A 26,657-nucleotide genomic window follows, 5' to 3' on the forward strand; every position below is an offset into this window, starting at 1 on the left:
CTGACGACCCGGTCCCACAGGGGGACGGGGTCAATCAGGCAAATTTTTAGCGCGTCGAAACCGGGCGTTTTACCCAGACTGGCGACAGGCTGCTGCCGTTGCCGGTGACGTACAGCACCGCCGCTTCACCGCGTTCCAGGGCAACCGGCTTCACGTCGCCCACTTTCGTGGCGCCATCGTATAGCGCCAGGCTGACTTTGACCGGGTTGATTTCACGCTCGCCACGGCCCTTGGCGGCCACGGATGGCACCACTTCGGTCTTGCCGTCAGCGGTTTTCAGGGTCAAGGCCTTGTCGCTCAGGTTCTGCACGCGAACCAGGGATTTCTGCTTGTTCTTGAACGGCGGTTCTTCGATCAGTTGTGGTGCGCCGCTGGCGTTGTTGACCAGGGTGTAATAGTGATCACCGGCCAGTTTCACCGGCAGGGTCTGGCTGCCGACCTTGGCGCTGTAGTCGCCGCCCGGCATGAAGCTGAAGTCGGTGCTGGACAGCGGCGCGACGTCGGCCAGGTTGGTGCTGCCGACGGTGGCGCTGACTTCAGCGTTGCCGGCGTTGTAGACACGCACGAAGCTCGAGCCTTTCGGTGCGGTCGGGCCGTAGAGCGCGGAGTCACCCGCGAAGGCGGACATCGACAACACGCTCATGCCAGCAACAAGTGCAAAGGTCTTGGCGAGACGGCGAGGAGTAGTAGTGAAAGTCATGGTGTACCTCTCTTTCAGTTTTGCGCCCGGTCGGGCGTCTCGGATTTAGTGTTTGCGGCTACGTTTTGTTGGCGGGCGCCGGCTTCTTTGAGCTCTGCGACCCACTGTGGGTCGGCGTCGCCGATTTCGTTGTTCACAGGCAGATAACGTTCAGGAAACTCCCAGATCAGCACTTGTGGCGGGCTGTTCTTGAAAGCATCGCTTTTCAGGTAGCTGAGCATCGGCAGAATCGGGCCGTGGCCGTCTTCGGCGTAATTGACCACGTCGCTCTTCAGCGCTTGTTTCAACGCACCGACGAAGTTCCAGTTCGGGTTGGCGCTGTAGCTGGTGCCGATCAGGGCCACCGGCACTTCGGTGTTGGCGAACAGCGCGTCATCACCGCCAGCCTGATCGTCGGCCACCACGGTGTTGCGTTTCTGCAACGGCTCGGTCGCCGGCATCAGGTTTTCGAACAGCGGATCGAGCGGCAGGAACAAGCGCAGGTCTCCCTTGTGGGTCACTGTCTCTGCCGGCTCGGTGACGAAACGTTGTGGCTCGCCGCTGAGCGGGGTTTTTTCGGCAATGGTCTTGGCCAGGGTCTCGGCGGCGATTTGTGCGCCTTCCGGGGTCCAGTGGGTGTCGGTGCGCAGGAACACTTGCTGACCGTCGAGCTTGGCCTTCAGCAACGGGCCGTACAGGTCGGGGGCGAGGATCTTGTTCGCCGCCACACGGGCGTGGAAGTCCTCATAGAGGTTGGCGTGAATGCTCGAAGGCTTCTCTTCGCCCAGGTGTTCCGGGTACAGGCGAGTCTTGGCCGGCACAATCGCCATCACCAGTTTCACGCCTTTGGCTTTCAGTGCCTGGCGTACGCCTTCGACCAGCGCGTAGTTGCCTTGCAGGTTCAGCTCTTCGTTGACGATCGGGTTGAATTCCTCATCGCTGTACAACCACTGGTCACGGCCGAGCACGACGCCCGGACGACCTTCGTTGAACAGTTTGAAATCCAGCGCGGCCCAGAGATTGGTGCCCAGGCGCTTGATCGGGAACTCGTCGTCGTAATGCGTTTCCACGGCTTTCGCCCAGCGGCCGTTGAGCACCGTCGCGTCGGCGTTGGTGCTGAAGCCGAGGAAGCTGCGCGTCGACCACAGGCCCAGCACCAGCAGGGTCACCATGAACAAGGTGATGTAGAAGATACGTAATGAGCGGGTCATGGTCAGATCCCTCAGAACTGGAAGTAAAGGAACGGCGAGAAGCTTTGCGCCGAGAGTTTGAAAATCGAGGCGATGAACAACACCAGTACCAGCGTGCGCATCACGTAACGCGACCAGTCCGCCGTCCAGTAGGCCGGTTGCACGGTGGCTTCAACGCCGACGGTGTAACCCGGTTCGTGGATGCTGGCCGGGTTGTCGCCCGGTACGGCTTTGATCATTCCAGGCGTCGCGGCAGCCGGGCCATCGGCCTCGACGTTCACAACAGGCTTGGTCTTCTCAGGCGGCAGGTTGCTGTAGAAGTCACGGATACCGAAGAACGCCAGGGTCATGTAAGCCACCACCAGGGTCGCCACTTGCAGACCGGTGAGGCTGGCCTGATTAAGTTCCGACAGCGACCATTCGCCAAAGCTGAACATTGCGCCGTACATACGACCGGCGACGTGCAGGTTTTCCGAGCGGAAGATCACCCAGCCCATGACCACGAGCAGGAACGTCAGTGCCCAGCGGATCGGGTTGATGCTGCGTGGCGAGGTGTTCAGGCCCAGGGCTTTTTCAATTGCCAGCCACATGCCGTGCCATGCACCCCACACGATGTAAGTGATGTTCGCGCCGTGCCACAGACCACCGAGCAGCATGGTCAGGAACAGGTTGCGATAGGTCATCAGCGTGCCTTTGCGGTTACCGCCGAGGGTGATGTACAGGTAGTCACGCAACCAGGTGGACAGGCTGATGTGCCAGCGACGCCAGAACTCGGTGATCGACTGGCTGATGTACGGCTGCTTGAAGTTTTCCATGAAGCGGAAACCCATCATCAAGCCCAGGCCGATGGCCATGTCGCTGTAGCCGGAGAAGTCGAAATACAGTTGCGCGGTGTAGGCCAGGGCGCCGAGCCAGGCATCACCCGTGGTCGGGTTCTGCAAGGCGAAGCAGTGGTCGGCCACCACCGCGAGGGTGTCGGCGATGAAGACCTTCTTGATGAAACCCTGCATGAACCGCGTGGCACCTTCGGAGAACTTGTCGAGGGTGTGGGTGCGGTTGTTGAACTGGTCGGCGAGGTCGCGGAAACGCAGCACCGGACCGGCAATCAGGTGCGGGAAGATCGCCACGAACGCCGCGAAGTCGATCAGGTTGCGCGTTGCCGGGGTGTCACCACGGTAGACGTCGATGATGTAGCTGATGGACTCGAAGATGTAGAACGAGATCCCGATCGGCAACAGCACATGGGTCAGGATGAACGGCGACAGACCGACCGAAGTCATCATCGCGTTGATGCTGTCGACGCCGAAGTTGGCGTACTTGAAGTAGCCGAGAATGCACAGGTCGACAGCCACGCCGAGCAGCAGCCAGCGCTGGGCCGGTTTGGTCCGAACGCCTGCGGCGCCGACTTTGAGGCCGATCCAGTAGTTCCACAGCGTGACGGCGGCGAACAGCGCGAGGAAGTCCACGCGCCACCAGGCATAGAACACATAGCTGGCGATCAGCAGCAGCAGGTTGCGATAGCGTATTCCGCTCAAGTAATACATGCCGAGAAAGATCGGCAGGAACAAGAACAGGAACACGTTGGATGAAAATACCATCCCGGTCTCTCCATGTTTAACCAACAGTCAAGGGCCGCAGCCCCCCCAAACCCCCCCATAGAATTCGGGACGGTTGTATTGCATGTTGCGCACTAGCCTGTGGCGAGGGAGCTTGCTCCCGCTGGGGTGCGAAGCGCCCCTGAACCTGATGAACGCGGTGTGTCAGTCAGTCCGCGTTTACTGGGTTACGACTGCTTCGCAGCCGAGCGGGAGCAAGCTCCCTCGCCACAGGGGAATACAGTGAACGTTAAGAGCCTTTACCTTTTTCGTTGGCCGGATCGTAGACCTTGGTCAGGTCACCCCCGAGGCGGAAGGTCTTGAATGGCTGCATCTCGTGCTTCTTCTCAAGCACATCCGGCGAGCAGGTGTAGAGCGTGCAGAACGGTTCGAGCCAGGCGAATTTCGAGTCGACCTTGAGGTCGGTCATGTCCTGTTCCTTACCGTTCTTCTTCTCGAATTCTTCCGGGTCTTTGACACCCGCGAGCACTCGGTCACCCAGGCGTTTCAATGCGCCGTTGTTTTCCTGACGCAAGTCCACACCGTTGACCTGAGCGAAACTGGCGATCATCGCCAATGGCGGCAGGGCATAGTTGTGATAGGCGAGGGCGCGTTGCTGGCGCTTGAGTTCGTTCGGCAGGAAACCCTGGGCGTCGATCTGATTGGCGCCGACCTTGAATTCCTTCACCGACCAGTCGAACAGGTCGCGGCGGTTGGTGGCGATGGACGTTGCCATCACCGACCAGGCGGACCAGTACGAGTGGTTGTTGGTTTTTTCCAGCGGCAGGTTGTCCCAGTCACTGACCACCTGATCCGCCATTTTGCTGAACCAGGCTTCAATCAACTGCGACTCTTGCTGATGGTTGGCCAACGGATGCGAGTCGGAGAATTTCAGGCGCAGGTACGAAGACGCCATGCTGCCCAGCGCCCATTTGCGCATGGACTTGCCGGTGTGGTTGAAGTCCTTGGACATCAACGCATCGGCCTTGGCCCACGCGGTCAACCAGTTCAGCGTGCATTCGAGCTGTTCCGGGCGACCGTCACGCATGTACTGCATCACGCGCTTGCTGGTGCCGCGCTCGATCTTGGTGATGTCGGCGGTGGTGTCGCGGAAGGCTTTTTCCGAGGCTTTGTTCAGGGTCGAACGTGCCTTGTCGGAGCCTTCGTATTTGCTGCGAAATTGCAGCGAACCGGTGTAGGGCGTCGGCATGGCGTCACAGCCTTCGCTCTTGTCGCCGGTTTTGATTTTTTCGATCGGCGCGAAGTAACCCTGGGGTGGACGCAGGGGCGCGGCGGCCTGGGTCGCACCGGCAAACATGGCCAGGCTCAACAGGGACGGTGCGATCAGTCTTTTCAAAGTTCGGGTTTGCATGATTGCCTCATTGCCCGGCTTGAGCGGTACGTTGCTCAGCGCCTGGGAACACGTTGCGTTTGCAGATTTTCGCTTCGACTTTCTGTGGCGCGGCACCTGCTTCAGGGCCCTGGACTTCGACGGCCAGCAGATTCTGCGAGGCCCAGTCTTCGTCCGTGCGCAACTCGAAAGCGAAACGCCCGTCGGTTTCGGAGGTTTCCGGTTTTTCGATCTTGATGTCCTCGTGGCGACCGTTCATGTACCAGAGGGTGGCTTGCAGGGTTTTCACCGACGTATCGGCGAAACGGATGTCAACCTGGTGACCGCTGTTTTGCAGGTTCAGGTTCTTGCTGTTGACCATCAATTCGTTCTTGCCCGGTTTCAACGTGGCACTGCCGCTCATCTGTGCATCCTTTCCTTCGCAGCCGTTGTCCAGCAGCGCCATCATCTGGCGGTAGATGGTTTCCTGGTCGAGGCGATAGAGCGGCGAGAATTCCCAGATCAGAATCTTCGGCGGCTTGGTCTGGAACTCTTCGCTGCCCAGGTACTGCAGCATCGAACCTTCCAGGCCACCGCCAGGGAACGCCACGTTGAGGATGTCGGCGCCGATGGCCTCTTCGAGGAAACCGGCGAAGTTGTAGTTCTTGCCACTGTGGCTGGTGCCGACCAGGGTGATCTCGGGATTGCCGGAGTCACTGAACAGGTCGCCGTCCGCCGCTTCGCCTTTCGGCTCGGTGGTGAATTGATCCATGTACTGGATCGCGTAGCTGGTGCCACAGAGTTGACCGGCCATGTTGTGTAACGTTCCGGTCTTGCCCATGCGACCCGACTTATGGCTCTCGAATTCGCGTTTCGGAATGCCGGCAAACTCAGGCAGTTGCTTGATTTTCTCACCGACGATTTTCGCCGTGCGCTGGGCGCCATACGGCGTCCAGTGCTGATCGCCGCGGAAGTAGAAGTCGTGGGCGGGCAGGGTGTCGGGCAGCGATTCGTTGGTCAGCGGCGACAGGTCTGGCACTACGTAACCCATCTGCTCGAAACGGCCGAGCATGGTCTTGTAGTTCTTCAAAGCCTTGTCGAAATCGAATTTGGCCTTGTCTTCCGGATTGAGCTTGTTGCGGTTCACCAGGCCACGCGTGGGTTGATAAACAACAACGAGCTCCACGCCTTTGCTCTTGAACGCATCGTGCAGTTCTTTCATGCGTTTGTAGCCGGCGGGGGTGGTGTTGAATTCGGTGCGCAAGTCTTCCTGCGTACGGAACAGCCAGTCGCCCTGGGCCTGCACCAGCGTGGTGAAGTTCTGCTGATAACGCGTGGTGTAGTTCTTCGCGTCGTGGGCTTCCGGGCACAGGTTGCAGCACGGCTCGGCGTTGAATGCCGGTGGACTTGCTTTACTGGCAGCTTCATCGGCACGGACGCCAGCGCTGGCTGCGAGAATGCCGGCGGTCAGGGCCGACAAGCTGAGTAATTTGATCAAGTGTGGGTGCATAAGATTATCCTCAGTCCCGCATTTCGGTCTGGCGTTCGACAGGGTCGATCAGCACGGCTTTCTGCTGGCGTACCAGCAGGTCGAGAATTTCATCCTGACGCTCGCCGAGAATCCCGTTGAAGCTGATGCCGCTGGATTTTGTCGGGGCGAGCATGGACACGCGATACAGCTCGACGCTCAGCGGCGAGTCGATGGACAGCGGCCCGCTGCCGTTACCGGCCAGTTCGCCGCCGACGATGATCAGCGACACCTGGGCGTCGAACGGGTCGAGCTTGATGTCGCGGTCGGTGTCGGTCAGGTCCTTGATGTGGCCGTAGACGCCGGTCAGCCCGTTGGCCATGGCCAGGTTTTCGTAGAGGCGGATGTTCACACTGTTACGAATACGGATGCCGTGGCGACGGTTGCTGATCACCTTGTTGGCCCACAGCAGGTTGTCGGCACTCTCGTAGAGGGTGATGCCGTCGGTGTGGTTCTTGTAGATCTCGTTGTAGGCGATGACGTTGTTGACGCTGTTACGGTCGATCACCAGGCCCGACAACTTGTTGTCGTAGCTGCGGTTGTTGAAGATGAAGCTGTCGTTGACCTCACGGGAAATGATGATCCCGTGCTTCTTCTTGGTCCCGTAGACGGTGTTGTCGGCGATGATCAGCCCGTGGGAACGGTCATGCGGGTCAATGCCGTAGACGATGTTGTCTTTGTAGGTGTTGCCCTTGACCACGAAGTCGCGGGTTTCGTAGCAGTAGAAGCCGTACCACATGTCCGAGAACTCGGAGCCGACGATCCAGCCGCTCGGTTCTGGGCGCTTGAGCACCTTGGCCATGTTCGGCGTGTACTGGGAAATACTCACCCCGTAGGACTTACTGTTGGCGTAACCGAAACTGGCGATCTTGCTGTTGGCGATGTAGGTCTGGGTGCCGCCCCAGGACAGCAGGAACGGACGGAATTCCTTCGGCGACTTGAAGGCCGCCGGGCCGTTTGCCTTCTCGCTCCAGCCCGTGATTTTGGTATCACGCACAAACAGCTGACCGTCGTTGACCAGGAATGAACCGGCCTCTTGGGACAGGCGCAATTCCTGGGTCTGCTTGTCGATTTCCAGGATGCCTTTCTCACCGACCACGATCGGCAACTTCGCCAGGAACACGCCCGGCGAGGTTTCGCTGAAGTACTGCTTGGGCAGCTTCTTGGTCAGGTCCTTGAGGTTCATGTAGCCGTCGTCGATGAAAATCGCCTGCGGGATGCCGTGCTGACGCACCACCCATTCGGCCATTTTGTTATCGCCGCCGATGAAGTCCTTCAGGGCGTTTTCCTGCATCATCCGGCGTACGCTGATCTTGCCGGCCTTGGTGCGCACGACTTTCGCAGCGATGGCTTCGGCGGTGTAGCCGGAGGTGTCCGGCAGTTTCGGTTTTTCCAGCTCCAGCGGCGCGGTTGGCGCGCTGCTGACGGTGTAGGTCTTGGCCTGCTGCAATTCCTTGGCCGTGGTGACCGGCTTGACCGGTTCCACATTGGCGAAGCACGCCGAGCTTGCCAGCAGCATCGCGCCGGCCAGCAAGGTCAGTGAGCCTCTCTTCGGACTGTTCATGTCAGGAACTCCCTTAGCGGTTCGCATCAGAAGCGCCAGATCACGTCGACAAACGCGCGGTGCATGTACGAGTCGACTTCTTTGCCGTAGGCATCGCCTGGCTTGAACACACCGCCACGCAAGCGCACGAGGGCCGAAGGCTCATCGATCGACTGGCTCAACGCGGCAGGCAACAGGCCTTGCTTGAAGTACTTGGTGACCACGAGGTCCATTTCCTGGCCGAGGTCTTTGTTGCCGTCTTCCAGCGGCAGGGACGTGCTGGAGAGAATCGCGCCGGTCGGGTCGGTGTCGTTCTCGACGGCGTTGATGCCGTTGCTGCCGACCGGCTTGTTGCCGTCGACGCGCCAGAACTTGTGGTAGATCACACTGGCGTCGTATTCGTCGTTGAGCATCCACGAACCGAACAACGTTGCGGTTTGCATGTTGTTCATTTCGCCACGGAACGCTTCGCCGAAACGGTGAACCCGCGATCGCGTACCGGTGTAGTTCGAACGGTTGCTTTCCAGGCCGTTCTGCTCGTAATCGGCACTGGCGCGGGCATAGGCTGCACCCACTTGCCATTGCGGATCGAGGCGCAGGCGCACGCCGATATCGGTGGCCCAGCCGTTGAGGTCTTCACCGCGCTTGGCTTCTGTCGGACGGGTACCGTCGGCGTTGAGCTGATTCACCGTGTCGGTGTCGCCGCTCATGCCGGTGACGCTGCCCCAGTAATTGACGGTGTTGGTGTTGCGGTAGTTGTAGGCGTCGCTGTCGGCGGTGAGGCCGAGCCAGCTGATGTCGCCGTTCTGTTTCTTGTCCAGCGAGTCGCCGGCCACACCCGGTTCCGGGTAGTCGAGCTTGCCGTCATCGTGGGTGTGATGACCGCGAATCCCGACCCAGTTGCCCGGCGTCCATTGGTACGCGGTATCGGCGTAGAGGTGCAGGCGATCCTTGTCTTTCGGTGCCAGCTCTTTCAGGTCGGTGCGGTATTCGCTGAAGCGTTCGGCAATACCGACGTTGGCGCGCAACAGGGTGGTGTCGAAGGTCCAGTTCAGGGCTTCGATGTTGGTGTCGCGCCATTGGCCGTCGTCGTTGCGCAGGCGTTGGCGACCGAGCTTCAACTGCTCGCCCGGGTACGGCGTGAGGCCGCTGTAGCCGACCCAGAATTCGCGCATGGCCAGGTAGTTTTTCTTGGTCTTGCGATCACCGTTGTCGGTGGTCTGGGTGCCGTCGTTGTCGGACTGCTGCAAGGTGTCGGTTTCGATGATGTCGGTGGACGTCACGGCCTGACCCATCGCGTAGGCGCTCCACGCGCCGCTCTCGCCATAGACCCAGGGGCGCAGGTCGAGGCCGACGCCGCTGACGTCGCCGCCACTGGCGGTGCCGAGGTCACGGTCGTCTTCGGACTGGCCGGTGACTTTCACGTCGAGACCGTAGTTCTTGGTGTCGGTCAAGGCCGCCAGGGTTGGGCACGACCACAAGAGGGCGAATGACAGGCCGATACCGGCCTTCACGAATGGATTCAACTTCATAGGGATTCCTCGCCGTCTTCTTCTTCCAGGGCATGCAGTTCCAGCGTGTTCTGACTCAAGGCACCACGAACGGCCTGTTCTTGTTTCAACAGGCGTTGGGCCTCGGCGAGCTGGGCAGGCGGCAGTTGGGTTTCGAGTGTTTGTGCAAGCTCGGTGGCTTGCGGCGTGTTCTGTGCCTTGGCCAATTGGCTGAAGACGTAAGCGTTAAGCGGGTTGGGCCGGGTGCCCTTGCCTTGGGAAAACAGCTGGGCGATGGCGAAGTCGGCACTGTTCTGGCCGTTGCGCGCAGCGGTCAGCAGGTGATCCAGGGCTTTCTGCGAATAGACCTTGCCCAGGTAACCGCGGCGGTAAATCTGGCCGAGGTAGTAATCGGCGGCGACTTCTTTGCCGACGGCTTTCTGGAAGTGCTCTTCGGCGACTTTCGCGTCGGCCGGCACCCATTTGCCTTCGTAGTACAGCTTGCCGAGCAACAGTTCGGCGCGCGGCTGGTCAGCGGCGCGGCCGTTGTCCAGGTACTTCATCATCGTGTCGACGTCACCGAGTTCCGGGAAGTCGTAGAGCAATTGCGCCAGGCTGACCCAGGAAGCGGGGTAGGCGGGGGCGATGTCTTCGAGCAGCGACTGAGCGGTTTTTTCGTCGGTCTTGCCCAGGCTTGCATCACCGAGCACACGCGCGACGCTGTCCACGCGTTGAGCGGAAACGGTGCCGCGGGTATGCGCCGCTTGCATCTGCTTGATCAGCTCGGCCTGCTGTTCCGGCTTGCCTTGCTTCTGGTAAACCGTGGCCAGCTCGACATAGCAGATGTCGGTGGTGTTCAACGCGGCTTTGCAGATGGTGACGACTTCGTCCAGATGCTGGTCGTAGGTGCCCTGGGTGCGATAGAGCAGCACTTGGGCCAGGCCCGCTTCCGGTTTGCCTTCGGCGCGCCATTGGCTGATCTGCTGTTGCGCGTTGACGTTGGGGAAACTGTGCGGGTATTGCAGGTACAGCATCGCCAGCGGAATCAGGGTATTGCCTTCGCCATTGGCCGAGGCTTTTTTCAACAGGCCTTCGGCTTCGTGCTGTTCGGCTTCGGTGGAACCGGGCTTGGCCACCAGCAGGCGACCCAGGCGAGCCTGGGCGCGCGGCGAAACGTCGGCCGCGGCGCGATAAGTCGCCTCGGCCTGTTTGATCTGCGCCGGGTCGCGGCTGTCGACCTGGATATCGGCGAGGCCTACTTGCGCCTCGCTGTAGCCCAGGTCGGCCAGTTGCTTGTAGTTCTGCTGCGCCAGCGTGGTGTCGCCGCGCTTCAGGGCTTCATTGGCCAGGCGCTGGTCGGGCAGGCCGGCGCAACCGGCCAGGCTCACGGCCAGGGCCAAAGCACACACCGCCCCCCTGTGGGAGCCAGCCTGCTGGCGATTCAAGCGGCTCGGTACATCAGACAAACCGCGGCGATCCCATCGCGAGCAGGCTCGCTCCCACAGGGACTGCGGCGTATTCGAGATTTTTGTGATGGTCACGGGCATGTCCTCTGCTTAGATACCGGAAGCCATGGCTTTATCGATCAGCCAGTTCAGGTTCGGGCCACGGTCGCTGTTCACTTCAACCGGGCGGCCAGCGAATTTGCTGTCCAGCGGCTCGTCAGGCTGGATCAGCACGCGGATGTCGGACGACAGGTCGGCGCTTTTCAGGCTGGTGCTGCTGACGATCTTGCCGGTGCGGGTTTTGTCTTCGCCGGCAATCTGGAAGCTGACGTTGGTGCCTGGACGCACGTCGCCGAACTGGCGATAGGAGAAGCGCGCTTCGACATTGGCTTCGCTGTTGCGCGGCACCAGTTGGAAGATCACGTCGCCCTTGCTGGCGTACTGACCGTTGGCGACCAGCTGCTGGGCCACGGTGCAATCGCACGGCGACGTCAGGGTGCCGGTCATTTGCTTGCCGAACAGTTCTTCGACCTTGGCCGGTTGCAGTTGATTGTCGTCAAGATGGCCCTTGAGCACGTCGAGCATGCTGGTGCTGAACGTTGCGAGCGGAGCGCCTTTGGCGGCAATGCCGTCAGCCTTGATCAGGCTCTGCACGGTGCCGTCACGCGGCATGGTGATGTTCATGCCCGGCACGCTGACCAGACCGGCCTGCGCATGGCTGACGAAGTACATGCCGTACACCGATTTGAAGATGAAACCGAACGCCGCCAGGCCGACGATGAAAATCGCCAGGCTGAAGGTCACTGCACGCAGACGACCGAACGCGGTCATGCCGTGGCCGCCATCCTTGACCTTGCGCGCCTTGGTGAAGTTGTCGCGCTGCAGGGTCGCCAGCACTTCACCCATGCTGACGATATCGCCGGCCAGGTGAGAGGTGATCAGGTGACGCAGGGTCGAGATGTCTTGCGGTTCCAGGTTCTGGAACTGGCAGCCGGCACGACCGGTCTGGCGGTCGACGGAGCGCACTTGCAGCTCCACGTCCATGGCCAGGCCAAGGTTATCGATGACGAACTGCAGGCGAGCCTTGTACACGTCGCCGATTTTCAGTGGCAGTTGACCGGCGTTGAAGGCCAGGCCGCCGGCAGAGAGGTCGATCACTCGAGCTTCCATCGGGGTCCGGTCCGGACCGAAGAAGCGCAGCTTGGCCGGAATTTTCACTCGGGCGTGTTGGCGCTGGGCTTCTGACTCATGCACTACGTTGGCGTTGACGGCGGTATTCATAGGGGCGATTTCCTGGTTAATTCAATAAGGGGGCGGTCAGACCATCATCAGCAGCACGGCAACAAAAATGCTGCCGGCGGAGAAGGTCATGGTCCGAGACGACCAAGTGTTGAACCAACGTTGAAAGCTGGCGAGATCACGGGTCAGTTTGGTGTCCTGGCGAGTCCAGGATTGTTGGTCGAGGCGGAAGAACACGTAGATCTTCACCAGCGCGCCGACGATCTGGTTGTAATAGAGAATCGCCGGGTAGGCCGGGCCGATCCGGTGACCGGAGCAGGACAGCAGCAGGGTCAGGATCAGGCGGGTAATGCCGATCCACAGCAGGTACACCAGGATGAACGCGGTGCCGTACTTGAAGGACGCGATGATCGCGACCGTCAGGCCCAGCAGCGAGGTCCACATCGACACGCGCTGATCGAACAGCACCACCGAGGTGAACAGGCCGAGGCGTTTGACACCCAGGCCCAGGGCGCGGGCGTTCTGGCGCAGGTTGTTGCCGTACCAGCGGAACATCAGTTTGCGGCTGGCCTTGATGAAGCTTTTTTCCGGCGGGTGTTCCACGGTGTGGATCGCGGCGTCCGGCACGTAGAACGTGTCGTAGCCCAGGCGCATCAGGCTGAACCAGCTCGACTTGTCGTCACCGGTCAGGAACTTGAAGCGACCCAGGCGCCAGTGTTGCAGCGAGTCGCTTTCCACGTCCGCGATGAAGTCCGGGTCGGTGACCACGGTTGCGCGGAACACCGACATCCGGCCGGTCATGGTCAGCACGCGCTTGGACAGCGCCATCGAGCACATGTTGATGTGACGCTGGGCGAAGCGCAGTTTGTGCCACTCGCTCATGATGTAGCCGCCGCGCACTTCGCAGAACTCGTTGGTGGTCAGGCCGCCGACGTTGCTGAACAGCTTGAACCACGGCACGGTCTTGAGCACGACGCCTTCGGCAAGCACGGTGTCGCCATCGATCACGGCAACCACGGCACGGTCGTCCGGCAGGTGGCGGGAGATGGCGCGGAAACCGTAGGCCAGGCCGTCACGCTTGCCGGTGCCGGGAATGCGCACGAAGTCGAGCTTGACCCGCTCCGGTGGATTCATCTTGGTCCAGAGGCTCTTCACCAGCTTCTCATCGGACATTTCCACGATGGAGCAGACCATGGTGGTCGGCAGGCCGCAGTCGATCGCTTCGCGAATCACCGAGGCATAGACCTGGGCGGTGGTCAGCGCGTCGATACGAAAACTGGTGACCATCAAAAACACATGGGACGGGTCTGCCGCTTTACCCAGCTTGCGCACTTTGCGCCGCAGGTGCGGGTAGACCACGTACAGAAACAGCATGCCGCGCAGGAAGTGCGTGGCACCCATCGAATAGCGCCAGATCCCGATGAAGCCGATGAGGAAGATAAAGTCCTTCGAATCGGAATCGAATGTGGACGCAGGCAACGCCATGGCGATGCCCATCAATAAACTTAGGTAAAACAGCCAACCGGCGGCCTGAAGTAGGCCGTGCTTTAGCCTGTGCATAATCTGCATCCGTCTCGATCTCGGGCGAGCCTGTGGGGTGGCCCGATGGGGTTAAGGCAGGCGAAAAAGCCGGGAGGGTTTGCAGGCTGGGGAACGCCGCAAACCCTCCCGATGCCGCTTGTTACCAGCAGATGCCTTCAGTCCGGCCACTCACGCTGGTGGCTTGAGACATGAAGCCGACCAGGTCGATCACTTGCTTGCCGTGCGGAGCGTTCTGCGCCAAGGCGCGGAATTTCTCGTCACGGTTGCCGAGGATGATCACGTCGGAGTTGTTGATCACTTCGTCGAAGTCGGAATTGAGCAAGGACGAGACGTGAGGGATCTTCGACTCGATGTAGTCCTTGTTCGCGCCGTGAACGCGGGCGTATTCGACGTTGGCGTCGTAGATGCTCAGGTCGTAGCCTTTGCCGATCAGCATTTCTGCCAGATCAACCAGCGGGCTTTCGCGCAGGTCATCGGTGCCGGCCTTGAAGCTCAGGCCCAGCAGGGCAACTTTGCGTTTGTCGTGGCTGGAAACGATGTCGAAGGCGTTTTGCACCTGGGATTCGTTACTGCGCATCAGCGAGTTCAGCAACGGCGATTCCACGTCGAGGGCGCCGGCGCGGTAGGTCAGGGCCCGCACGTCTTTCGGCAGGCACGAGCCGCCGAACGCAAAACCGGGGCGCATGTAGTACTGGGACAGGTTCAATGTCTTGTCCTGGCAGACCACTTCCATCACTTCCCGACCATCGACGCCGCACGCCTTGGCGATGTTGCCGATCTCGTTGGCGAAGGTCACCTTGGTGGCGTGCCACACGTTGCAGGTGTACTTGATCATCTCGGCAACGGCGATGTCCTTGCGGATGATCGGCGCGTCGAGTTCCTCGTACAGCGATTGCAGAACGTCGCCGGATGCCTTGTCGAACTCGCCGATGACGGTCATCGGTGGCAAGTCGTAGTCGGCAATCGCGGTGCTTTCACGCAGGAACTCAGGGTTCACCGCCACACCGAAATCGACGCCGGCTTTCTTGCCGGAGCAATCTTCGAGAATCGGGATGACAACGTTTGCGACTGTGCCTGGCAGTACGGTGCTGCGAACCACGATGGTGTGGCGGGTGGTTTTGTCACGCAGGACAAAACCGATCTCGCGGCATACCGCTTCGATGTAGTTCAGTTCCAGATCGCCGTTCTTCTTGCTCGGCGTGCCGACGCAGATCATCGACAGGTCGGTGTCGCGAATCGCTTCTGCGAAGTCGGTCGTACCGCGCAGGCGGCCGGTTTCGATACCCTTGGCCAGCAGTTCGCCCAGACCCGGTTCAACGATCGGCGATTTGCCGGCGTTGATCATATCGATCTTGTCTTTGGCGACATCGACGCCAACGACGTCATGGCCCCGTGCAGACAGGCAACCGGCACATACTGCACCGACGTAACCCAAACCAAATATGCTGATGCGCATCGCATTTACCTCTGTATTTATCAAGCCATTACATGGCCGGAGTTAATGGTGTTCAGCGGTCATAGTGCACTCGGAAGTTTGGGCGACAGGCGCCGCAATGCCGTGTGCAGGCATACTAAGTTCCGAGTGTCTAAATAAGTGCACTCAAGGTGTGCGCAACTAGGCCTTATTATTATGGTCTGCCCTGTTATGCAGCCGAGTCCTCTGGTCAGAGGTCATCCGTGCAAAGGTCTTGCGCGCTCAATGCCAGGCCATAAGCCCGTAAATCAAGCGGTTCGGGTGCTCGGGAGAGCACGTTTATAGGGGCGCAGCCTTGGCCGTGTAGGGGATAGTAGTGATGCGTTATCTCCTGTCCTTCATGTGTTGCCCAAATCAGGGATTATTTAGCCGAAGTTATTGTGACAACTTCGCTACGTGGTCTCTTCTCTGCGTAAGTTATCTCGTACATGTTCAGAGATAATCGTTACCGGTGGTATGAGCTACGCATTTGGACATAGTTCCTGTCCGCCCATCGCGAATTCTGAAATTTCTTGAAATATTGAGAAAGATGGCACTACTTTCAAATTGATGGCACGTGCTGTCTCACCCTTGTTACACGGGGCGATAAGCAAGAAAGATAGTTTTGTGCCACTACCGATAAAAAATTTCAGTGCCACTACTGAAAAAATTCATCGGCGTCGAGTGAAACTAAAGTTAGGAAAGTGACCGATGGTTTTCTGGCGCCAAGAGGTTGGCGATTCGGGCGGGAAATTGTTGGACGATCAGACGCAGGCGCACGACGGAAAATTTGCGGTCGTGCGCCGATCAGGTGCGTTACTCGGGGGCGTGATCGCGAAGAAACACCAAGTTGTCCGGTTTGGATTGTTCGGCGCTGTATCGATAGCCCTGAATATCGAATTGCTTGAGGGCTGCCGGGTCGTTGATGCGTTCTTCGATGACAAAGCGGCTCATCATGCCCCGGGCTTTTTTCGCGTAGAAGCTGATGATTTTGTACTGGCCGTTTTTCAGGTCCTTGAACTCGGTATTGATGATGCGAGCCTTCAAGGCCGTGCGTTTGACCGCCGAGAAGTACTCGTTGGACGCCAGGTTCAGCAGTACGTCATCACCCTGGTCGGCCAGGGCTTCGTTCAACCATTCGCTGATGCGCGTGCCCCAGAAGGCATAGAGGTCCTTGCCGCGGGCGTTGGGCAATTTAGTGCCCATTTCCAGGCGATACGGCTGCATCAGGTCCAGTGGGCGCAACAGGCCATACAGGCCGGACAACATGCGCAGATGCTGTTGGGCATAATCGAAATCGGCTTCGCTGAAGGTTTGCGCGTTCAACCCGGTATAAACGTCACCCTTGAACGCCAGCAATGCCTGCTTGGCGTTTTCCGGTGTGAAGGCCGGGGTCCAGCTGCCGAAACGTGCGGCGTTGAGCCCACCGATCTTGTCGGAGACGTGCATCAGCTCGCTGATCTGCGCTGGCGTCAGGTCGCGTAACTGCAGGATCAGCTCCTGGGAATGGTCGAGGTATTGCGGCTGGGTGAAGCGCTGGGTCGCCGGCGGTGTTTCGTAGTCGAGGGTCTTGGCGGGGGAAATCACCATCAGCATGAAGTCGTCTCCTTTAATCGTGGGGCGATTCTAGGGGGTTGTCCCTAATGACTCCAGCTATCAAGGCCATAGGTGATCGGCGGTGAGCCCGTTTTTCTTGGCCGGTGGGACGCACTGTATCGGCTATAGTGCCGCGCGGGTTTTGTTATGGAGACATCCCATTGCGTATCGTTTTTCTTTTATCAGCCTGGCTGTTGAGTTTCGGTGCCGTGGCGGCGCCGGGCGATGTGGCGACGCTCGATCGCAGCACCTGGCCTGAACAGCTCAGCAATCCGACGCTGTTCGATGTCGCCTCGCGCGCAGAGATTCTGATGTTCGCTCGCGTGCTGCTGGCCAGTGAATCGCTGGACGAGGCGAGCCTGGCCCAGCGCCTGGGCCTGCGCACGATCAACCTGGATTCGGTCAATAACCTGCGTCAGCGCCTGTGGCAACGCTTGCTGACCAACTACAACTTTGCCCAGCAAAGCTGCGATCAGGATGCTTCCTTCTGTTTTCTGGTCGAAGACATGGCCACCTTGCGCGAGCAAGCCGCCAAGTTTCAGGTCAGCGAGGACAGCTACTACATAAAGTGGGCGGAACCGAGCCGGCTGTTCCATGCGCAGTACCTCGACGAGCAGTTGCGCAAGGCTGCGCTGTTTCCGCAAACCAGTAGCGAAGTCGATCGTTTTGGCGACTACGAGCGCAACGGCGAACAGATGCATGACCGGCTGTTCCTGTTGACCTTCGACAGCGCCGCGAATGCCGCGCCGGACAACACGGAGTGGGTCACCGAGTACCTGCGCAAGGCGAAGATGACGGGTACGTTCTTCGTCCTCGGCAAGGATATTCAGGCGCGCTTGAGCGAGCGCTCAGTGGCGAGCCTGCAGGCCACTTATTCGACGCAGTGCATCGGCGTGCAAGGCTGGGAGTTTCGCTCCCACAGCCACTGGCAGGACTGGCAGGACTCGGTGCGGCGCAGTGCCGAACTGGTCAAAAGCAAATTGCCGGAGAACTATGTACCGCTGTTCCGTCCGCCCGATGGCCAGCGCCGTTCTGACGCGGAAGGCTTCTTCAGGTCCCAGGGCTTGCAGGTGGCGCTATGGGACATCGATGCCCAGGACGGCGCCGGCAAGCTCAAGGCCAACCAGAGCGCCCAGCGTGTGTTGACCCTGATGCTGTTGTGGCGGCACGGGGTGATCAACTTCAACATCAAGCAGGACGGGGTGAAAACGGCGATGCCCTGGCTCATTACGCAAACGGCGCCAAGCGGGATCGGTTGGGAAGACTGTCAGGACGCGTTTCGCTGAAACGGGAAAAGCCCGTAAACATTGGGCGAGGGGTGATTTCAGGCAAGAATTCGGTGCAGGCGGACTTCCGACTTTAACGGCACATTGCCTTCACGCCAAGGGCTATTCGTCACTCTGAAAAATAAACTTCAAAAAAGCGTCAAAGTGCTTTTTTCTGTCACAGGTTTTGGAGTATTACGAAGACAGACCGCCGAAACCTGCAACACAGGTGGCGTCTCCCAAGACCCCAGTTTGTGTGCAGTTCACTTGAATCATCACAGGTGGATTCGGCAGTCACTTCGAGGCGCAGCACCGCCAAGGTATTGCGTCGAATGGCTCCCACAAAGGTGACCGAGTATGGATGATCACGGACGTAGTTCTTCCTCCAACCAGCCAATCCTTTATGTACTCGATACCAACGTATTGATTCACGATCCAAACGCCCTGCTTAACTTCGAAGAACACCACGTCGCGATCCCGATGACCGTGCTTGAAGAGCTGGACAAGCTCAAGAGCGGGCATCACAGCGTGGCTGCGGAATGCCGCCAGGCGATTCGCCTGATCGACAAGACCCTGGGCGATGCCAGCCCTGAAGACGTTGAACTGGGCGTACCGATCCAGCGTGGCAAAAGTGGGCCGAAGGGTTTGCTGTCAATTCTGATGAGCAAACGTACTGAACCGAACATCATTCTTCCCGAGCACCTGAACGACAACATCATCATCAACCAGTTGATCGACCTGCACGCGCGCGAACCCAAGTTGCCCGTGGTGCTGGTCACCAAAGACATCAACATGCGCCTCAAGGCCCGTGCCTGCGGGATCGCGGCCGAGGACTACAGCACCGACCAACTGGTTGACGACGTATCGCTGCTGCCCAACGGCTATCACAACATGGTCGGGTCTTTCTGGGACCTCGTAAGGAATGTCGAAACCCGTCAGGATCACGGCCGCACCTGGCACCAGGTGAAGATGATCGACAATCTGCCGGCAGTGCATATCAACGAGTTCATCATTGACGAACAGGGTTTTGTCGGCTGGATCAAGGAGATCGACGAAGACAAACTGCTGATTCTCGACCTGCATCAGGAACCCCTGTTGCACCAGGAAGCCTGGGGCCTGAAACCGCGTGACATCTATCAGAGCCTGGCGCTGTACGCCTTGCTCGATCCGGATATCCACCTGGTCAACCTGTCGGGTGCGGCCGGTTCCGGTAAAACCATCCTGGCATTGGCGGCGGCCATCGAGCAGACCATGGTCAGCAAACGCTATCGCCGGATCATCGCGACGCGCAGCGTGCAGGGCCTGGACCAGGAGATCGGCTTCCTGCCCGGCACCGAAGCGGAAAAAATGGAGCCTTGGCTGGGCGCCATCACCGACAACCTTGAAGCCTTGCACATGGATGACGAAAACACCCATGGCAGCGTCGACTACATCCTCAGCAAAGTGCCGTTGCAGTTCAAATCCCTCAACTACATCCGGGGTCGCAGCTTCCAGCAGAGCCTGATCCTGATCGATGAATGCCAGAACCTCACGCCGCACCAGATGAAAACCATCATCACCCGTGCCGGCGCCGGTTCCAAAGTGGTGTGCCTGGGCAACCTGGCGCAGATCGACACCCCTTACCTGTCCGCGACCAGCTCCGGGCTGACGTACCTGACTGAACGCTTCAAGGACTTCCCGAACGGCGTTCACATCACCCTGCAAGGGGTGCCGCGTTCGATTCTGGCCGAATACGCCGAATCGCATCTGTAACCACGTCACCGAAACCGGGCGGCCCCAAAGCCGCCCGGTTTTTTTATGCCTGACACAGCTCCTACAGGGGGATGTCAGCCAACGGATAATCTTGCGTGCGGAAATTTGACCCACAGGTTTACAATCGAGGCTCTTGATCAGGAGTAACCCTGTGCTGACTCATCTCGATTCCCAAGGTCGCGCCCACATGGTCGACGTCACCGAAAAAGCCGTGACGTTCCGTGAAGCGACGGCCCAGGCGCTGGTGCGCATGCTGCCCGAAACCCTGCAAATGATCGTCAACGGCGGCCATCCCAAGGGTGATGTGTTCGCCGTGGCGCGCATCGCCGGCATCCAGGCCGCGAAGAAAACCAGCGACCTCATTCCTCTGTGCCACCCGTTGATGCTCACTGGCGTCAAAGTCGAACTCAGCGCTGAAGGTGACGACACCGTGCGCATCGTCGCGCGCTGCAAGTTGTCCGGGCAGACCGGCGTCGAGATGGAAGCGCTGACCGCCGCGAGCGTTGCCGCGCTGACCATCTACGACATGTGCAAGGCCGTCGATCGCGGCATGACCATTGAAAGCGTGCGCCTGCTGGAGAAACTCGGTGGCAAGAGCGGCCATTTCCTGGCGGATCAACCATGAACGTTACCGTGAAGTTTTTCGCTCGTTATAGAGAAGCACTGGGCGTCGACTCGGTGAAGGTCGAAGGCGATTTCGCCACCGTCGATGACGTTCGCGCGCTGTTGGCCAAGCGTGATGGCGCCGAGGTGTTGAGCGAACAGAACCTGATGTGCGCCCGCAACGAAGACCTCTGCCAACTCGACGAACCGGTGAGCGAGGGCGACGAAGTGGCGTTCTTCCCGACCGTGACCGGGGGCTGAGCCGTGGCCATTCGTGTGCAATCCACGGCGTTCGATCCGGGCGCCGAAGTCAACGCCATGCACGCCGCCAATGTCGGTGTCGGCGCGGTGGTGAGTTTTGTCGGCTACGTGCGCGACTTCAATGACGGGCTAGACGTTGCCGGGATGTTTCTTGAGCACTATCCGGGCATGACCGAAAAGGCCCTTGGCAAGATTGTCGCCGAGGCCGAGCAGCGCTGGCCGTTGCTCAAGCTGGAAGTGCTGCATCGCATCGGCGCGCTGGAGCCTGGCGAGCCGATCGTCTTCGTCGGCGCCGCCAGCGCCCACCGCCAGGCGGCGTTCGACGCCTGCGCCTTTGTCATGGACTACCTGAAAACCCGTGCGCCGTTCTGGAAGAAGGAAAACACCAGCGATGGTGCGCGTTGGGTTGAAGGGCGTGACAGTGATCATGCGGCGGCGGATCGCTGGAAGCAGTGATCAAACGTTTTTGTCGGCTGCTCTGACCCCATCGCGAGCAGGCTCGCTCCCACAGTTGATCGCCATGAACACAAAATTTGTGTACGACGACGTTCCCCTGTGGGAGCGAGCCTGCTCGCGATGGGGTCATTAGCTTCACCCAATACCTTCATTGCTCACCACCCGACTATCGGCCGGCACATTTTCCTTCCTCTAATTGACGCTTCATACATAAAAGTCCAGTATGGAATTATAAGTACAAAAAAACGCATTCCCCCGTTTCTGCTCTTTCTTCTGTCTTGCCAAACCAACAACAACCCGCGAGAGAACGAACATGAAGAAATTCCCCCTCATCACCGGTCTGGCCCTGAGCCTGTTGGCGTGCAGCACTTTGTTCGCCGCCGAGAAAACCCTGCGTATCGGCATCGAAGCGGCCTACCCGCCGTTTGCGTCCAAAACCGACAAAGGCGAAATCGTCGGTTTCGACTACGACATCGGCAATGCCTTGTGCGCGCAGATGCAGGTCAAGTGCGTCTGGGTCGAAGGTGAGTTCGATGGCCTGATTCCTTCCCTGAAAGTGAAGAAAATCGACATGGCGCTGTCGTCCATGACCATCAACGAAGACCGCAAGAAGTCGGTGGATTTCACCCACAAGTACTACTTCACCTCATCGCGTCTGGTGATGAAAGAAGGCGCAACCGTGGATGATCAGTACGCCAGCCTCAAGGGCAAGACCGTCGGCGTGCAGCGTGCGACCACCACCGATCGTTACGCCACCGAGGTGTTTGAACCCAAGGGCATCAACGTCAAGCGTTACGGCAACAACGAAGAGATCTACATGGACCTGGCGGCTGGTCGCCTCGATGCCATTTTTGCCGACACCATCCCGCTGAACGACTTCCTGTCGATGCCCCGTGGCAAGGGTTACGCCTTTGTTGGCCCGGAGCTCAAGGACCCGAAATACGTGGGTGAGGGTGCCGGGATTGCGGTGCGCAAGGGCAACACCGAGTTGGTCAGCCAGTTGAACACGGCCATCGACGGCATTCGCGCCAGTGGCGAGTACCAGAAGATTTCGGACAAGTATTTCAAGTCTGATATCTACGGCGACTGAGCAATCGCATCGCCAGCAGGCTGGCTCCCACAGTTGAATGCATTTCCAAGGTGGGCCAGCCTGTGAGTACATTCCAGGGTGAGAGCCCGCCACTGTGGGAGCCAGCCTGCTGGCGATGCGGTCGTGGGATCATGCAAATCTCTGGAAACAGCCCGAATTTAATCCCTTCTTAACCGCCTTATCGTTTATTTCCCGACATCTATTCCATGCGCCCCGGGCTCTCCAAGGTCCGGGCCAGCGTGTAGACTTCCGGTCAATCGATATCTAGAAGGGAAACGCAATGAGCGAGGAAACGATGCGGTTGGGCCGTGAGCGGCGCTACCTGGTGTTGCTGGGCATCATCTGCCTGGCGCTGATCGGTGGCGCGCTGTACATGCAAATCGTACTGGGCGAGGCACCGTGCCCGCTGTGCATCCTGCAACGCTATGCCTTGCTGCTGATCGCCATCTTCGCGTTCATCGGTGCGGCGATGCGCACCCGCCGCAGCATCACGGTGTTTGAAACTCTGGTGGTGATCTGCGCCCTGGCAGGCGTCGGCGTAGCCGGGCATCACGTCTACACCCAGTTCTATCCGGCGGTGAGCTGCGGCATCGATGTGTTGCAGCCGATTGTCGATGGCCTGCCGCTGGCGAAGATCTTCCCGCTGGGGTTCCAGGTCGATGGTTTCTGCTCCACGCCGTACCCGCCGATCCTCGGTCTGTCGCTGGCACAGTGGGCGTTGATCGCTTTTGTACTGGTGGTGGTGCTGGTGCCGTTGCTCACTTCGCGTAACCGCAAGACGCTGCACTGAGATCATTCGCCGCATCGCTGAATAACACCTGAAAACGCCCCGGCCCTCGTTGAGAGGGCCGGGGCGTTTTGCCTTTCAGGGGTGCGGAAAAAAAGACCTTGATGCGCGACAAGAACGGGTGCGGCACATGTGCGACATGTTGTCACAGTGCGAGTGTCGCAAGACGTTTCAACGAGTCGCATTGGTACGTGTAGACGCAATGAAATTGGCCTGATTATTTCGCTGCTGGCTTCAACGCTCTCAACCTGGAACAGGCCGTTTTAACAGGCTCTGGCAAATTGCCAGAACCCTTGTCACATGGGGGCTTGGGCTGGGTCTAAGGGGAGGGCAGAGCCTTCGATACTGTCTGAACTGCGTGCGGTAGACCTACTATTTTTGGTGTTTTTGTTGAGAATCAATTTCGATAACATGGCGCACTTTTGCAAAAAACGTCAAGGATTGTTGCTGGAATGGATAAAAATTATTTCGGGATGAGACATGGTTTATGAATCGTTACATATCTACAATCGCCCGCACTGAATTCCCGGCACTGCTCACCCTGACTCAGGTGCATGAGCAGCAATAGGACGTCGAGAAGCCGGATGGCTTCATGCGATGCCTCTGGTGTCGGTGCCTTCCAACTATCCGCACCAAATGGAATTGGTCTGTAACAAGGCCTTTGACCACGAATTCGAATAAGAACTCACCGCTGGCCCAGGATTTGTCGAGCAGCGTCTGACGCGCGACGGGCAGCCACTTATTCAATCCAAGAAAATGCCAACCCTTGGCAGGGTGAAGTGTTGGCGATCAAAACCCAACTGCATTGCGCAAGCTGCTTTAGAGGTCGTGAGATGAGTAAAAACAGGTACCCCAGACTACTAGGCTTATTGCCGCTGATCGGCACATTGCTGCTGTCAGGCTGCAACATGACCTTGCTCGATCCCAAGGGCCAGGTTGGCCTGGACGAGCGAAACCTGATCATCACCGCAACGCTGCTGATGCTGTTGGTCGTGGTTCCGGTCATCATCATGACGTTCCTGTTCGCCTGGAAATACCGCGCGTCCAACACTGACGCCGTCTACACGCCAAAGTGGTCGCACTCCACCAAGATCGAAATCGCGGTGTGGGCTGTTCCGGTGCTGATCATCATTGCCCTGGGTTACGTCACCTACAAGTCGACCCACGCGCTGGACCCGTACAAGCCGCTGGAATCCGACGTCAAGCCAATCACCATTGAAGTGGTCGCGCTGGACTGGAAGTGGATGTTCATCTATCCGGAGCAAGGCATCGCCACCGTCAACAAGATCGTGTTCCCGGCGCACACGCCGATCAACTTCAAGGTGACTTCGGACTCCGTGATGAACTCGTTCTTCATCCCGGCGCTGGGCGGCCAGATCTACGCGATGGCCGGCATGCAGACCAAACTGCACCTGATCGCCAACCAGAACGCTGAAATGGACGGTATCTCCGCCAACTACAGCGGTGCTGGTTTCACCGGTATGAAGTTCAAAGCTATCGCCACTTCCCAGGAAGATTTCGACGCCTGGGTCAGCGAAGTCAAAAAGGCACCTAAACAGCTTGAAAAAGCTGAATACGAAGCCCTTTCCAAGCCAAGCCAGAACAACCCAGTCGAGCTCTACTCCTCGGTCACGCCGAACCTGTTCCAGATCATCGTCGACAAGTACGAAGGCATGAAACCGGGCAAGCCGCTGCACCACGAGAAGAAAGAGCACGAAGTGGCCGCCACGGAAGGGATGGACATGAGTTCGCATTCAGCTGCCGGGGCAGAGGAGTAAACGATGTTTGGTAAATTAAGTTGGGAAGCGGTCCCGTTTCACGAACCGATCGTGATGGTGACCATCGCCATGATCGCGCTCGGTGGTCTGGCGCTGTTCGCTGCAATCACCTATTTCAAGAAGTGGACCTACCTGTGGTCCGAGTGGCTGACCTCGGTCGACCACAAGAAAATCGGCGTGATGTACATCATCGTTGCCATGGTCATGCTGCTGCGCGGTTTTGCCGACGCCATCATGATGCGTACCCAGTTGGCCATGGCCACCGAGGGTTCGCCTGGCTACCTGCCACCTGAACACTATGACCAGATCTTCACCGCTCACGGTGTGATCATGATCATCTTCATGGCGATGCCATTCTTCACCGGCCTGATGAACCTTGCAGTGCCGCTGCAGATCGGCGCGCGTGACGTTGCCTACCCGTTCCTGAACTCCCTGAGCTTCTGGCTGCTGGTCTCCGGCGTCGTGCTGATCAACCTGTCCCTGGGCGTCGGCGAATTCGCCAAGACCGGCTGGGTTGCCTATCCACCGCTGTCGGGCCTGCAATACAGCCCGGGCGTGGGGATGGATTACTACATCTGGGCGCTACAGCTCTCCGGGTTGGGTACGACGCTGACGGGGGTCAACTTCCTGGCCACCGTGCTGAAGATGCGTACCCCTGGCATGAAGCTGATGGACATGCCGATCTTCACCTGGACCTGCACCTGGGCCAACGTCCTGATCGTGGCTTCGTTCCCGATCCTGACCGCTACCCTGGCACTGCTGACACTTGACCGTTACATGGATTTCCACATTTTCACCAATGAACTTGGTGGCAATCCGATGATGTACGTCAACCTGTTCTGGGCCTGGGGTCACCCCGAGGTTTACATCCTGATTCTGCCGGCGTTCGGGATCTTCTCCGAAGTCATCTCGACCTTCACCGGCAAGCGTCTGTTCGGCCACCACTCGATGGTCTATGCATCGGGCGCGATCTCGATCCTGGGCTTCATGGTCTGGCTGCACCACTTCTTCACCATGGGTTCGGGTGCCAGCGTCAACGCCTTCTTCGGTCTGGCGACGATGCTGATTTCGATCCCGACGGGGGTGAAGCTGTTCAACTGGCTGTTCACCATTTACCAAGGGCGTCTGCGTTTCACCAGCCAGGTTCTGTGGACCCTGGGCTTCATGGTGACCTTCGCCATCGGCGGCATGACCGGCGTACTGCTGGCCATTCCGGGTGCGGACTTCGTCCTGCACAACAGCCTGTTCGTGATCGCTCACTTCCACAACGTGATCATCGGCGGTGCGGTATTCGGTTACATCGCCGGCTTCGGCTTCTACTTCCCTAAAGCGTTCGGCTTCAAGCTGCACGAAGGTTGGGGCAAGGCAGCGTTCTGGTTCTGGATCTCGGGCTTCTTCGTCGCGTTCATGCCGCTCTATGCACTGGGCTTCATGGGCATGACCCGTCGTCTGAACGCCACCACCAACCCTGAGTGGGTGCCGTACCTGTACGTCGCCATGTTCGGTGCGGTGATGATCGCTGTAGGCATCGCCTGCCAGCTGATTCAGCTGTACGTCAGCGTGCGTGACCGCAACAAGCCGGAAAACATGTGCGAACACGGCGACCCGTGGAATGCCCACACGCTGGAATGGTCGACCTCGTCGCCACCACCGTTCTACAACTTCGCCGTGCTGCCAAAAGCGGAAACCATCGATCCGTTCACCGAAGCCAAGGAAAACGGTACCGCGTACCAGGCTCCTGCTCGTTACGAACCGATCCACATGCCAAACAACACCGCGACCGGCCTGGTCATGGGTGCTCTGTTGACCGTGTTCGGTTTCGCGATGATCTGGCACATCTGGTGGCTGGCCATCGTTGGCCTGGTCGGCACCGTGGGCTACTTCGTGATCCACGCTGCCCGCGATGATCAAGGCTATATGGTGCCGGTCGACGTGATCGAGCGCATTGAAGCCGAGCAGCACAAGCGTCTGGTCGCGGCCGGGAAAATCCCAGCCTCCGCCACCCGTGTTGAAACCTCGTTGGAACAGGCTTAAA

General features: G+C 58.9%; 21 protein-coding genes. 9 read left to right on the forward strand and 12 right to left on the reverse strand.

The features are described from left to right. Nucleotides 1-46: 46 nt before the first annotated feature. The 12 genes from ACM1ZW_RS13785 to yaaA form a co-directional block, all read right to left on the reverse strand. Entirely contained in the window at nt 47-700 is a 654-nt protein-coding gene (locus ACM1ZW_RS13785; RefSeq protein WP_414879408.1) for an alginate O-acetyltransferase AlgF, read from the reverse strand. Between the two features lie 14 nt (nt 701-714). Next, nucleotides 715-1,890: an alginate O-acetyltransferase gene (locus ACM1ZW_RS13790; protein WP_017336624.1), complete on the reverse strand. Its 1,176-nt coding sequence runs from the start codon at nt 1,888-1,890 to the stop codon at nt 715-717. An 11-nt stretch (nt 1,891-1,901) separates the two neighbouring features. Further along, nucleotides 1,902-3,467, reverse strand: coding sequence for an MBOAT family O-acyltransferase (locus ACM1ZW_RS13795; RefSeq protein WP_017336625.1), 1,566 nt, complete (start codon nt 3,465-3,467; stop codon nt 1,902-1,904). A 247-nt stretch (nt 3,468-3,714) separates the two neighbouring features. After that, nucleotides 3,715-4,836 (reverse strand): mannuronate-specific alginate lyase, encoded by a 1,122-nt coding sequence (locus ACM1ZW_RS13800; protein WP_017336626.1) that lies wholly within the window; start codon nt 4,834-4,836, stop codon nt 3,715-3,717. 7 nt (nt 4,837-4,843) lie between these two features. Next, on the reverse strand, nt 4,844-6,304 hold the full coding sequence (locus tag ACM1ZW_RS13805) for an alginate O-acetyltransferase (protein ID WP_416740711.1): 1,461 nt from the start codon (nt 6,302-6,304) through the stop codon (nt 4,844-4,846). A gap of 10 nt (nt 6,305-6,314) precedes the next feature. Further along, nucleotides 6,315-7,886 (reverse strand): mannuronan 5-epimerase AlgG, encoded by a 1,572-nt coding sequence (gene algG, locus ACM1ZW_RS13810; RefSeq protein WP_017336628.1) that lies wholly within the window; start codon nt 7,884-7,886, stop codon nt 6,315-6,317. Between the two features lie 26 nt (nt 7,887-7,912). Continuing rightward, on the reverse strand, nt 7,913-9,397 hold the full coding sequence (locus ACM1ZW_RS13815) for an alginate export family protein (RefSeq protein WP_416740712.1): 1,485 nt from the start codon (nt 9,395-9,397) through the stop codon (nt 7,913-7,915). Next, entirely contained in the window at nt 9,394-10,896 is a 1,503-nt protein-coding gene (gene algK / locus ACM1ZW_RS13820) for an alginate biosynthesis TPR repeat lipoprotein AlgK (protein WP_080995178.1), read from the reverse strand. The genes ACM1ZW_RS13815 and algK overlap by 4 nt, the downstream gene beginning before the upstream one ends. A 15-nt stretch (nt 10,897-10,911) precedes the next feature. Then, nucleotides 10,912-12,081: an alginate biosynthesis protein Alg44 gene (locus tag ACM1ZW_RS13825; RefSeq protein WP_017336631.1), complete on the reverse strand. Its 1,170-nt coding sequence runs from the start codon at nt 12,079-12,081 to the stop codon at nt 10,912-10,914. A 36-nt stretch (nt 12,082-12,117) separates the two neighbouring features. After that, complete coding sequence (gene alg8, locus ACM1ZW_RS13830) at nt 12,118-13,599, reverse strand: mannuronan synthase (RefSeq protein ID WP_414879412.1); 1,482 nt, start codon at nt 13,597-13,599, stop codon at nt 12,118-12,120. Nucleotides 13,600-13,720: 121 nt separating this feature from the next. After that, nucleotides 13,721-15,037 carry a nucleotide sugar dehydrogenase gene (locus ACM1ZW_RS13835; RefSeq protein ID WP_017336633.1) on the reverse strand — a complete coding sequence of 439 codons (1,317 nt, stop codon included), beginning with the start codon at nt 15,035-15,037 and terminating at the stop codon, nt 13,721-13,723. Between the two features lie 813 nt (nt 15,038-15,850). After that, on the reverse strand, nt 15,851-16,630 hold the full coding sequence (gene yaaA, locus ACM1ZW_RS13840; RefSeq protein WP_017336634.1) for a peroxide stress protein YaaA: 780 nt from the start codon (nt 16,628-16,630) through the stop codon (nt 15,851-15,853). A 161-nt stretch (nt 16,631-16,791) separates the two neighbouring features. Between yaaA and ACM1ZW_RS13845 the strand changes: the two genes are divergently transcribed. The 9 genes from ACM1ZW_RS13845 to cyoB all read left to right on the forward strand — a co-directional run bounded on the left by ACM1ZW_RS13845 (nt 16,792) and on the right by cyoB (nt 26,656). Further along, nucleotides 16,792-17,916: a polysaccharide deacetylase family protein gene (locus tag ACM1ZW_RS13845; RefSeq protein WP_414879413.1), complete on the forward strand. Its 1,125-nt coding sequence runs from the start codon at nt 16,792-16,794 to the stop codon at nt 17,914-17,916. Nucleotides 17,917-18,252: 336 nt separating this feature from the next. After that, entirely contained in the window at nt 18,253-19,647 is a 1,395-nt protein-coding gene (locus ACM1ZW_RS13850) for a PhoH family protein (protein ID WP_052909687.1), read from the forward strand. Between the two features lie 151 nt (nt 19,648-19,798). Then, nucleotides 19,799-20,272, forward strand: coding sequence for a cyclic pyranopterin monophosphate synthase MoaC (gene moaC / locus ACM1ZW_RS13855; RefSeq protein ID WP_414879414.1), 474 nt, complete (start codon nt 19,799-19,801; stop codon nt 20,270-20,272). Further along, nucleotides 20,269-20,511, forward strand: coding sequence for a molybdopterin converting factor subunit 1 (gene moaD, locus ACM1ZW_RS13860; protein WP_416740713.1), 243 nt, complete (start codon nt 20,269-20,271; stop codon nt 20,509-20,511). Before moaC ends, moaD begins: the two co-directional genes overlap by 4 nt. Nucleotides 20,512-20,514: 3 nt before the next feature. Beyond that, nucleotides 20,515-20,967, forward strand: coding sequence for a molybdopterin synthase catalytic subunit MoaE (gene moaE / locus ACM1ZW_RS13865; RefSeq protein ID WP_416740714.1), 453 nt, complete (start codon nt 20,515-20,517; stop codon nt 20,965-20,967). 313 nt (nt 20,968-21,280) lie between these two features. Next, a complete protein-coding gene (locus tag ACM1ZW_RS13870; RefSeq protein ID WP_017340378.1) occupies nt 21,281-22,057 on the forward strand; it encodes an ABC transporter substrate-binding protein in 777 nt (258 codons plus the stop codon). 280 nt (nt 22,058-22,337) lie between these two features. After that, on the forward strand, nt 22,338-22,847 hold the full coding sequence (locus tag ACM1ZW_RS13875) for a disulfide bond formation protein B (RefSeq protein WP_017340377.1): 510 nt from the start codon (nt 22,338-22,340) through the stop codon (nt 22,845-22,847). Nucleotides 22,848-23,677: 830 nt separating this feature from the next. Further along, entirely contained in the window at nt 23,678-24,622 is a 945-nt protein-coding gene (gene cyoA / locus ACM1ZW_RS13880; protein ID WP_017340376.1) for a ubiquinol oxidase subunit II, read from the forward strand. Nucleotides 24,623-24,625: 3 nt separating this feature from the next. Further along, nucleotides 24,626-26,656, forward strand: a complete 2,031-nt coding sequence (cyoB, locus tag ACM1ZW_RS13885; protein ID WP_017340375.1) for a cytochrome o ubiquinol oxidase subunit I — start codon at nt 24,626-24,628, stop codon at nt 26,654-26,656. The last annotated feature ends 1 nt before the right edge of the window (nt 26,657 follow it).

The organism is Pseudomonas sp. NFX71 (assembly GCF_048079215.1).
Classification (GTDB): Bacteria; Pseudomonadota; Gammaproteobacteria; order Pseudomonadales; family Pseudomonadaceae; genus Aquipseudomonas; species Aquipseudomonas fluorescens_B.